11 protein-coding genes are annotated in these 10,158 nt (G+C 38.5%); 6 read left to right on the forward strand and 5 right to left on the reverse strand.

Translation table 11 applies throughout. From position 1 onward, the window contains the following. Positions 1-40 precede the first annotated feature (40 nt). The 3 genes from M901_RS08250 to M901_RS08260 are packed head-to-tail and all read right to left on the reverse strand — an operon-like array spanning position 41 to position 2,452. Positions 41-544: a TetR/AcrR family transcriptional regulator gene (locus M901_RS08250; protein ID WP_021277730.1), complete on the reverse strand. Its 504-nt coding sequence runs from the start codon at positions 542-544 to the stop codon at positions 41-43. A gap of 32 nt (positions 545-576) precedes the next feature. Next, entirely contained in the window at positions 577-1,083 is a 507-nt protein-coding gene (locus tag M901_RS08255; protein WP_021277733.1) for an FxsA family protein, read from the reverse strand. Between the two features lie 52 nt (positions 1,084-1,135). Next, positions 1,136-2,452 carry a hypothetical protein gene (locus M901_RS08260; RefSeq protein ID WP_021277741.1) on the reverse strand — a complete coding sequence of 439 codons (1,317 nt, stop codon included), beginning with the start codon at positions 2,450-2,452 and terminating at the stop codon, positions 1,136-1,138. Between the two features lie 118 nt (positions 2,453-2,570). Between M901_RS08260 and M901_RS08265 the strand changes: the two genes are divergently transcribed. Beyond that, a complete protein-coding gene (locus M901_RS08265) occupies positions 2,571-3,185 on the forward strand; it encodes a hypothetical protein (RefSeq protein ID WP_157679921.1) in 615 nt (204 codons plus the stop codon). Here the strand turns inward: M901_RS08265 and M901_RS08270 are convergent. Next, positions 3,169-4,050: an SH3 domain-containing protein gene (locus M901_RS08270; RefSeq protein ID WP_021277720.1), complete on the reverse strand. Its 882-nt coding sequence runs from the start codon at positions 4,048-4,050 to the stop codon at positions 3,169-3,171. The genes M901_RS08265 and M901_RS08270 overlap by 17 nt on opposite strands. A gap of 158 nt (positions 4,051-4,208) precedes the next feature. On the opposite strand from M901_RS08270, the gene M901_RS08275 reads away from it, so the two are divergent. The 3 genes from M901_RS08275 to M901_RS08285 are packed head-to-tail and all read left to right on the forward strand — an operon-like array spanning position 4,209 to position 6,304. Continuing rightward, positions 4,209-4,946 (forward strand): hypothetical protein, encoded by a 738-nt coding sequence (locus M901_RS08275; protein ID WP_021277740.1) that lies wholly within the window; start codon positions 4,209-4,211, stop codon positions 4,944-4,946. Next, a complete protein-coding gene (locus M901_RS08280) occupies positions 4,943-5,287 on the forward strand; it encodes a hypothetical protein (protein WP_021277736.1) in 345 nt (114 codons plus the stop codon). The genes M901_RS08275 and M901_RS08280 overlap by 4 nt, the downstream gene beginning before the upstream one ends. Before the next feature lie 15 nt (positions 5,288-5,302). After that, positions 5,303-6,304 (forward strand): hypothetical protein, encoded by a 1,002-nt coding sequence (locus tag M901_RS08285; protein ID WP_021277718.1) that lies wholly within the window; start codon positions 5,303-5,305, stop codon positions 6,302-6,304. Here M901_RS08285 and M901_RS08290 read toward each other — a convergent pair. Continuing rightward, positions 6,291-6,794, reverse strand: coding sequence for a TerB family tellurite resistance protein (locus tag M901_RS08290; RefSeq protein ID WP_021277723.1), 504 nt, complete (start codon positions 6,792-6,794; stop codon positions 6,291-6,293). The genes M901_RS08285 and M901_RS08290 overlap by 14 nt on opposite strands. A gap of 181 nt (positions 6,795-6,975) precedes the next feature. Between M901_RS08290 and clpS the strand changes: the two genes are divergently transcribed. Both clpS and clpA read left to right on the forward strand, forming a co-directional pair. After that, complete coding sequence (gene clpS, locus M901_RS08295; protein ID WP_232422520.1) at positions 6,976-7,311, forward strand: ATP-dependent Clp protease adapter ClpS; 336 nt, start codon at positions 6,976-6,978, stop codon at positions 7,309-7,311. 8 nt (positions 7,312-7,319) lie between these two features. Continuing rightward, positions 7,320-9,722: an ATP-dependent Clp protease ATP-binding subunit ClpA gene (gene clpA, locus M901_RS08300; RefSeq protein ID WP_232422521.1), complete on the forward strand. Its 2,403-nt coding sequence runs from the start codon at positions 7,320-7,322 to the stop codon at positions 9,720-9,722. The last annotated feature ends 436 nt before the right edge of the window (positions 9,723-10,158 follow it).

Here is a 10,158-nt window from a genome sequence, read left to right on the forward strand (position 1 = left end):
CATAGACTAATTCCGTCTAAGAGAAAATATGATTCTTAACCTAATCAGGGAAGATATTGTCGATAAATGACTCTGGAAGATCACCATACACCGCGGCACCTAATTCCATGATATAGAGCTGTAACACTTGGTCATCACTCATTTGGGGATAGATCTTTTTTAGAAGTTGGAAAAGCTCCATTTCTGCATGGCGAATAATTTCTCCAATTTCATTGTCGGCCCTTCTGTTAAGGACAAAGAGAACCATGAGATAGGGCATTTGCTTTATTTGTTCTAAGGCTATCTTGATTCGATACTTGACTCGGACTGGCTCATCCTCAAAGAGGTTGAAGACACTTTCCAGCATATACTTAATGGCCTCTTTAAGGATAACTTCCTTATCTTTACCAAGATAGTAGTAGACGAGGCTTCTTGTCACATCGGCCTCTTTGGCCACGTCAGAAATCTTCCACTTAAGATGTCCCTTGGAAATCTCTAGCTTGGTTACGGCATTAAGTATCTTAAAGTGAACCTCTTGGTCCCTTCCTTTTGAATTGTCAGTCATATTCTTCTTATCGGAAGAAATACTGGATTTATTTACTCTTTCTTTTCAAATTCGGCTTCAAAAGTGTCCGTGTCTACCTGACGAGGTCCATTTCTTTGTGATTCAAATGGGTTTTCATATTCTCTGTGACTAGAGCTAAAACCACCAAATGAGCTTGAGAAATGAACATTCCCGTTGGCAATCCCCTTGGCAAAGAGGTGCTTAAGATAGCTGGCCATTATATGACGTGTTCCAGGAAAAACCATTGAAATCCCTAGGATATCGGTGAGAAAACCTGGTGTAAGTAAGAGAAGTCCTCCTCCAAAAACGAGAAGTCCATGTGTGAATTGGTCTGTAGGAATAGCACCACGATTGAGATCTGTTTGAATCTTGTGGAGAATGGCCAGACCTTGTGTCTTTGCCAGGGAAGCACCAATTATTCCAGTCGCAATAACAACGAATAGAGTGTTAAGACCACCAATCTGTCCTCCAATAGAGAAGAGAAGGTAGATCTCCAAAGCTGGAATAATCGTAAATAACATAACTAATATAGGAAACATAATACCTCTTTATTTTTATGACCTCTTAAAGATGGGAGGTCTTAGAGGGATGTCAAGGGTTGGCAAAGACATCTTTTACCGAAGCAATGACCTTTTCTACATGGGGATGAGGGTATAAGTTATAGATTTCATTGAGGTATTTGGCCAAGAGAATTTTCTTTCGCGGGCTACCTAAAATGAGTCTAGAGAGGTTATCACTGACAATGAAAATAGCATGAAGAATCGAAAACTTGTCGGCAAGATTGAAGTGAAAGCCTTCGCCTTGTTGATTTCCATGCTGGTAGCGTATGAGCTGTTCTACAAGGGGTGAAGTATTCTTGAGCTCTGAAATTTTCTTTGCAGCAATTGCAGCATGATTCTTAACAACTTTCTTTCTTTCGCTAGATATTTTAGCGAGGGCCAAAGACTCTTCATTATAAACATTCTGTTCTTCAAAACAGGAAAGCTCGGAGTCTGCAAAGACAGAAGCAATACTTAGTGATTGGATATGAGTTTGGTCTTTCCAGGTGAATTGATCTGATATCAGTTTAGAGAGAACTGAGCACATATAACTTCTTTGGAAAGGATAGCCCATTGAAGAATTAAAAATTTCAGCAACAGTTCCAAGGGCCTTATTCTTTAACGTTTCTTTATGAATATCATTAATCAGAGTGGAGGCAAGGGTGAGTGAGTGTTCGTTAACACCAATATTCTTTATCTGCCTAAGAACGGCCTTTCTCAACTCATCCTTAGACTTTTTGCTGAGATCGGGGCTAACGATAACATTGCTAAAAATTAAATTGGCCTGCTTAACATAGTCACCAAAGTCTTCTTCTTTAATAAAGACTTTCTCTATCCCTTTGAGACAATACTTTTCAATATCGTCCTTGGTAACAGCTTCTTTTGAATTGAAGCACTTGAGAAATTCAGACTTACCTTCTTTTCTGATCGTTAGGAAAATATCACAAGGATAGAAACCTAGGTACTTTAAGCTGCGAATAGGGACAGGGTAGTAGCCTTTTATAGAAAGGCTTTGTCCTTTAATTTTCTTCTTTTTAACGAGGGCTTCAAGTAATTCTTCGGGAGTTGTATTTTCACTTAACTGATGGCAGAAGTCGTACTCCTCGGCATTGAAGTCTGGCCCAATGACAAAGACTTGGACACTTGATCGACCAGAATTGGCTAAGTATTCAGCAAGCTTCTTTGCCGTCTCTTCGTTTCCAATTTTGTCCTTGGTAACGATCATTCGGATATCTGGAAGAATTTGCATGAATGCCAAAGCATCCTTAGCATCATCCCGAGTGATAACCTCGTAAGAAAGTTTCTGATTAATATTGAGCTCAAAAAGTGAACGCAGGTTCTCATCTGGCTCGATTAATATTAATTTCATAGACTTATTTTAAGCGGAGAGTGTGAAAACTCAAAGCGTTTAAATTTTAAACGGCCCTATTTTTACACGAATACTCACTTTTTTCTCGATCAAGATTTTAAATTGTTAGAATAAACTAATGATTAGATTACGTACTATGCTGTCTCTATTTATTATCCTGCAGTCATTTGTGGCCTTTGCTACTAGTGAACTTCCGTATATGGAAGATCGTCTTGGAATACCAGAAGTCTCTCAAAGAGAGTATATTGTTGCGAATGCCCATCAATATGACTTTGTTCAAACCTATGGGATGGCAACGTGCGTGGCCCTTGTTCTCTTTGATACAGATTCTAACCAAGTTTTCTTGGCCCATATCGATGCGGCCGTGAATTTGAAAAGGGAGCTTCCACGGGCATTAAAAAACTTTTCTACAGATATTCAAGCCCTTCTTATTGGCGGGCAGGACAAGCTGGCCAACAAAATTAGAGAGACTCTTAAAGAGATGAATTACGACTCATTTCTAAGAATCCCTAAAGTTGAGAATATTACAGTTTCATTAAGAACCGGTGAAGTCTTTGAATATGATGAATCTAAGGTCACGACAGATTGGCGTGTGAGTCAAGCAAAGATGGATCGATTACATTTTGGTGGTAAGAGGTTATTTCGACATCAGGATTCAATTGGGGGAGGAGACTTTCTCGAATTGAGTGAAGAGTCTCCGTCCCACTTTCCAATCCCTAATTTAGGGTTTTAAGATTTTCTCCGTAGATCCAACCCGTCATAGAAGCTGATTTCACATGATCGGTATATTTAATCTTATTCCAACCTTGTTTAAAGTCTAGTTTTTCTACAATAGAGTTTGGTGGCACGATGAGAAGGACATTGGCCTTAGAAGATGCTTTTGATCTCAAGTTAACAAATTTCGTCGTAACATAACGAGGCTGTAGTCTTTGAGACGTGACCTCTTGTTTTGGCCCAACATTATTAGAGACTTCTTTTGTTTGCTCTGTACTTGTGATTTTGTTCTTAGAAGAAGGTGTTGTCATAAAAGCCGCTATTAGAAGTGCAACGGCTAGAATTGATGCTGCAATAATATTCTTCTGGCTTACTTTCTTTTCTTGTGAACCTTGAGAGTTTTGAGCAAGAGTCTTTCTAACGATTTCTTCAAGATCTTTTTCTGTAACTTCTTTATTCTGAGTTTGATCTTCTAAGAGTCGATCTTTAATCGAGTTCTTTATTTCATTCTGAAGTGAGTGTTGAAGATTTTGTTGGTTAATAATTAATGACTGTAAAAGCCCTTCAACTCTTTCCATTTTCTCATTTACTGAATTGATTTGAAGTCTATCTTCTAGAGCATCAATTCTTTGATTGATATTATCTTGATTCACTTCATTGAGTTCAACGATAGATTGAGTCGTCGAGCGAATAAGATCCGAAACAGGAGTTTCCTCACTCTTCTTATTATTCTTGTCGAGCATATCCCCAAAGTTGATTTGAGACTTAAACTCATTCTCCATTTCGTCGATATTATAGGCTTTCTTAGGCTTTAACTTGGCCTTGATATTCTTAGTAAAATCTTTATCAAATAGTGTGTCGTTAGACGTTCTTGTCTCATTCATTATTGTTAACTTCCTTGTAATAATAACTTACAGATTAGTGTATTAAAATGATCTCTTATTAGCAAATGGTTTTGTGGTCAAAACTTCGGGCCTAAATTCCATTTTTACGCATGATAGAATTAAGACCACTTTGAGTTGCGACTTTATCAAGGGATTTTATGAGCGTTTACATTGATCACATCTACATCAAACCAACAAAAGCTTCTTATGAAAAACTTTATCAAACATTCAAATCAATGATTGGTGAGGACCTCTTTCAATTTGGTGAATTTGAAGCTGATGGACAAAAGTGGGCGGGGTTCTTTGTATATTTTGAAAATGGAAGTTTTCTAGAGATTCTAGATCCTGAAATCTCAAAAGAGAGTCAAACAATCGGTCTGTGCATGGGGTGTGAAAAAGAATTCCGTGGACACTTTCTTAATCAAATTGGAGAAGTCCTGGCCGGTAGGGATATTGAATTTAGAAAGATCCCTGAGGAAGAAACAGCTCTTTCAATCTGTCGCTTAAAACCATCTCGATTCTTTACTACATGGGGTGTTGAATACACTGACCAATGGTATAAAGAGTGGGGAAGTCGTGGTGCGAAGTTAGGTCTACTTTCTCCATTTGAATCATTTGAAAAAATGACTTTTTCTTATCCTGAAAATAATAAGGAAGAAGTTCAAGATAATCTCTCTTGGATTGATCCTCGCCTTATGGAATCAGGTCATCTTCCTCTTCCTCTAAAAGGGGGAAAGGCGACAGATGTAAGCTTCATTGCTGCCGATAAGGCCCAGGCCAATATTTCATTTAGTGTAGAGAGTGAAGTTGAGAATATCGAGATAAATGAAGAAGGGCTTTCTTTTTCGATTGAAAATGGAATGGCATCTTTAAGGACAGACCTCGCTATCTCATGAAACTCTTTCTCATTATTGTGACAATCGTCTTTTGTACTATCTCTGGCAAGTTACTCTTTAATGACTTTGCGATGATTGATCGTGCTCTTCATGTACAGATTGGACTCAAGAAATTTTGTGAAGAAAATAAACGCTATCCTAGTTTAGAAGAGTTTAAAAAAACTTTTCCTAAGATCAGTGCAGAGAAAGAGTGGTATTATTGGATACGGAGTGATCTAAAATCAGCCACTTTTCAATACCCTATGACATTTCCAATTCCAGGGGCTCCTGGCAGAAGTAAGCTCTCTGAGTTTATACCAGTTATTTACGCTAATGCTGTAGTAAACCCATGCTCATTGTAGTAGTGTGGGCAACCTATGAAGTATCTAATTCTATTCCTCATGATGATGGGGATAATGACAAATATAAGAGCGAATAATTTAATCTATACACCTGAGAAATTTCCCGATTTTTCCCCGGTTACTTACTACTTTAATGGGACATTTGATGTCATCCAAAACCCTTATTGGTTTTCTCAACAGGATTTTTTTAAAAAGCATGAAACACTTTGGAAGAGAGTGAGAGATCCTCATCATTCGATAAAGAAAGATGGCGGCTATTATGAACTTTTTAAAGATGAGGTCTTTACCGGAAGAGTTCTGCCAAATATCTTTCTTCATTCTATTGGAGGGGCTTATGATACTCGTTGGCTCACTGAGTACTTCACTGAAAAAGGTTATTGGAATCCTAAACTTTGGAGTTTCTTTTTAACTTTTGCCGCTCATATTGGGAATGAGGCCTTAGAAACTTCTGGGAAAGAAATATCAAGTCACGATCATATCGCTGATCTCTACTTCTTTGACATCGTCGGTTTTATGATGGCCTCTGATAATGACATCATGAAATTCTTTGTTGATGAGCTTGGAATGGAGGCCTGGCACTTCCAACCCGCTTGGGATTTTCAACACGACAATATTTTCAATGCCGGTTTGAATTATATTTATCGTCCAAAGTATTTTAAAGGCAAGGTAAGGCCAATACTCTTTTCAGGCATGCAGAATATGGGGGGAGTCTCTGTCGATTATGGCGCCCATACTATTTCGACTTTGGCAGGTGTTTCCTTAACGAATCCTCTTAAACAAAAGGGACGTTTTGTCGTTGGTGTTTTTCATGAAAATGAAGGCAGGCTTAGCTCTTCTGTGATGTTTAATAACTCGGAGAATTTCAGATGGAGAGTTCAACTCTATCCTCCAGCGTTCAAGGATCTACTACAGGTGAAGTCTGATATTGGGATTATTCTGGCCGAAAATAAATCAGATCAATTTGCTCTTGGTCTTTCGTACAATTTACCACTAGGAATTGGTTTTATTTCAAAGTAGCGAGAAATTCTCTTACCTGTGCTTTTGCTGCCACAAAGTACTTATGTTCGAGGACGAGGGCCTTTGAGATATAGTTAATCTCATTAGATTCTGCCAGCTCGACAATTCCATCAGATGCTGCAAGCTCAAAGAGTGTTTCGAGAACTTCAAAACGTTCATCCACGCTAAATATTTCGACTAGAGGCTTGCAGTATTTTCGATTGTCGTGGGAAGAAAGACTTTTAATTTCAGTTACCGCTATCTCCGCTACAAATTGAGCTTCTTCTTCAGTAAGCTTCGACCAATGAATAAGGGCCTTCTTCATATTTTCCACTTCATCAGGGTGAACCTGAAAATCGACATAGGCGACTTTCGCCAGAAGTCCAGAGATACACGTCAGGGCCGTGACACGATTTTCGTCCATTTTTGGAAAGTGTTCATTGAATTTTCGGTGCAAGTCATTAATAAATTCTCTTTCTTCTTTGGCCTTAAATAAATCAAAGAAACCCATATTATCTCCAAGTTAGACGAAGTCTCTAATATTATTAGTGAATTTAGCTGTTTCGTCTAGCTCTGTCCCCTTGAAATCCTAAGGGGAGAGGGGGATAATAGATATTGTATAAGTAAAAAGAGGGCCACAGAGAACCTTCTTTCAATAATTAGAATAAGAGTGAGATCTTGACATGCATAAAATGAACACCATCTTAATGACAAGAATGAGTGAAAGATCAGATGAAGAAGGTGATCTTTCCGTTGTAACGAGGAAAAAATTTAAAAGACCACCTCGATATAGGGTTCTTCTTCACAACGATGATTATACGACTATGGAATTCGTTGTTTATATTCTCAAGTCGGTTTTTTCTAAAACCACGGGAGAAGCCCAAGAGATTATGTTGAAAGTCCACAATGAAGGTAGAGGTCAATGTGGAGTTTACACTCACGAAGTCGCTGAATCTAAGATGAAGCGAGTCTCGTTAGAGGCAAAACAAAATGGTCACCCTCTACTTTGTACGATTGAACCGGAGTAAAGACTATGATGTCGAAGAAATTAGAAGTCATCATCAACGATGCTATTCGCAAGGCGAATGGACTTAAACATGAATACCTAACATTGGAAAATGTTCTTCTGGCCATGCTTGGAGATGAGCAGGTTGTAGAAGTTCTGGAGCTGTGTGGAGCAGAAATCCACCAAATTAGGGATGAGCTTGAGGCCTTTATTGATGATGAGACAAATTTCAGTATCCTCAATGATGAGCAGATCAGAGATTTAAGTAAGAAACAATTTGTTAACGATGAGCTAAGACAATTGGCCAGAGATAATGGGATTGAATATCAACCTGAGATTTCACTGGCGCTTCAAAGAGTCATTCAAAGAGCGGCCATCCATGTGCAATCAGCGGGTAAGAGACAAATCAAAGGGATTAATCTTCTCGTGGCCATGTTCCAAGAGAAGGAGAGTTTTGCTCTTTATACAATTCAAAAACAAGGAATTGAGAGATTTGATATCGTCAAGGCCATCTCACATGATATCGATGACTCTAAAGCACTAGATCTTGAGAGTCCCAAGGCCGTATCGGAGTTAGATTCGCAAGAGTCATTAGAAGAAGAAATTGAGCTTCCAAAGAAATCGGGAACATTCTTAGATAAGTATGCAACCAATCTTAATACTCAAGCGGAGGAGAATAGAATTGATCCTCTGGTTGGAAGAGCTGAGGAAGTGAAACGTATAATCCAGGTTCTTTGTCGCCGAAGAAAGAATAACCCTCTACTTGTAGGTGAAGCTGGAGTTGGTAAAACTGCTATCGTTGAAGGCTTGGCGAAGAAGATTGTCGAAGGTGATGTGCCTGAGGTCTTAGAAGATACTCAGATCTTTACGCTTGATATGGCCTCACTTGTGGCGGGGGCAAAGTTTCGCGGTGATTTTGAACAAAGAATTAAGGGCGTCATCAAAGACCTCGAGAAAATGTCTAAAAAAGGTGAGAGATCTATCCTCTTTATTGATGAAATGCATACTGTTATGGGAGCGGGAGCGACGACTGGTGGAAGTATGGATGCCAGTAACTTGCTAAAGCCTGCCCTTAGTAATGGAACAATTCGTTGTATTGGTAGTACAACTTATGCAGAACATAGAAAATTCATTGAAAAAGACCCTGCATTTAATAGAAGATTCCAAAAAGTTGATGTGGATGAACCATCATTAGATGATACTCTTGCCATCCTTAAAGGATTAAGACCACGCTTTGAAGAGTTTCATGGTCTAAAAATCACTGATACGGCCCTAAAGTCTGCTGTTGAGCTGACTAATCGTTACCTTACAGACAGAAAGAACCCTGATAAATCAATCGATGCTATCGACGAGGCAGGGGCCTTAAATAGAATTAAGAGTGAAAGTAAGAGAAAAAGTAGTATTTCGAAGAAAGATATCGAGATTGTTGTGGCAAGTATGGCCAATATTCCGCGAATTACTGTTGAGACTACAGAAAAAGATAAACTCAAAGACCTGGCAAAAGATCTAAAGATGCTTATCTTTGGACAAGACCATGCTGTTGATACGGTTGCACAATCTATTGTTATGGCCAAGTCGGGTCTTGCCAATGATGGAAAACCTATTTCATCATTTCTCTTTGCGGGACCAACAGGGGTAGGAAAGACAGAACTTGCCAAGCAGCTTTCGATGCATCTGGGTTGCCACCTTGAGCGTATCGATATGTCTGAATATATGGAAAAGCACTCTGTATCTAAGCTAATTGGAGCTCCTCCTGGTTATGTTGGCCATGAGCAAGGTGGGGTTCTGACTGATGCAATTAAGAAGAATCCTCATTGTGTTCTTCTCTTGGATGAGATCGAAAAGGCTCATGTGGACCTCTTTAACATTCTTCTTCAGGTTATGGATCATGGAAAGTTAACTGATTCCCAAGGAAGAGTGACTGATTTTAGAAATGTTGTCATTATTATGACTACCAATGCTGGGGCAAAGGATATGGAGGCCGGAAGAATCGGTCTAGCGGATAAGAATAAGACTAGCACGGCTAAGAGAGACCGCACGATTAAGAATTTCTTCACACCAGAGTTCAGAAATAGACTTGATGGAATCGTCCATTTTAATAAATTAAGCACAGATTACGTTGTCAAAATCGTAGAAAAATTCCTTTCTCAACTCGAAATGAAGCTCGTGGATAAGAATGTTGAGTTGGTTGTTAGTGAAGAAGCTAAAACATGGATGGCCGAACATGGATTTGATGACAAGATGGGAGCTCGTCCAATTGGCCGAATGATCGATCAGAAGCTTAAGAAGGAGCTTTCGGGGGAAATCCTCTTTGGTCGTTTGACTAAGGGAGGGGTGGCAAAAGTTGGCATTTCTAACGATGAATTAACAATTGAGTTTGAAGAAAAAAAAGCAAAAAAAGATAGTGAAAAAAGACAAAAAGTAACATCATAAAAACCCTGAAACTGCCCTTGAAAGGGCAGTTTTTTCTCTTTTTTTCAAAAAAAAATCAAAAAAAATCACATCAAATTTTCAAAAAAATAAAGTGCTGAAAGGTGCATGAATAGGGACGTTTAAAGTTTTTGCTGATCATGCAAAAGACGCTTGCTATCGGCATTTTGGTAGTTTTTATAAAGTTTTTTTTAAAGGAATTTTTTATTTTTACCGAAGTTAAAAAATAAGAAGACATAAGAAAAAGTAATCTTAGTTATAGGAAAATTGTTTTTTTTTGTTTGCACAGAAATAAAATGTTGTTTATCCTATGAGTAAGTATTGAAAACCAGGAGGATGTCAATGGCAGTTAAAAAGACAGCTAAAAAGACGACTAAAAAAGCTACAAAAAAAGTAGCAAAGAAAGCAGCAAAGAAAACAACTAAAAAAGCTGCAAAGA

The sequence above is a fragment of the Bacteriovorax sp. DB6_IX genome, assembly GCF_000447775.1.
Lineage (GTDB): Bacteria > Bdellovibrionota > Bacteriovoracia > Bacteriovoracales > Bacteriovoracaceae > Halobacteriovorax_A.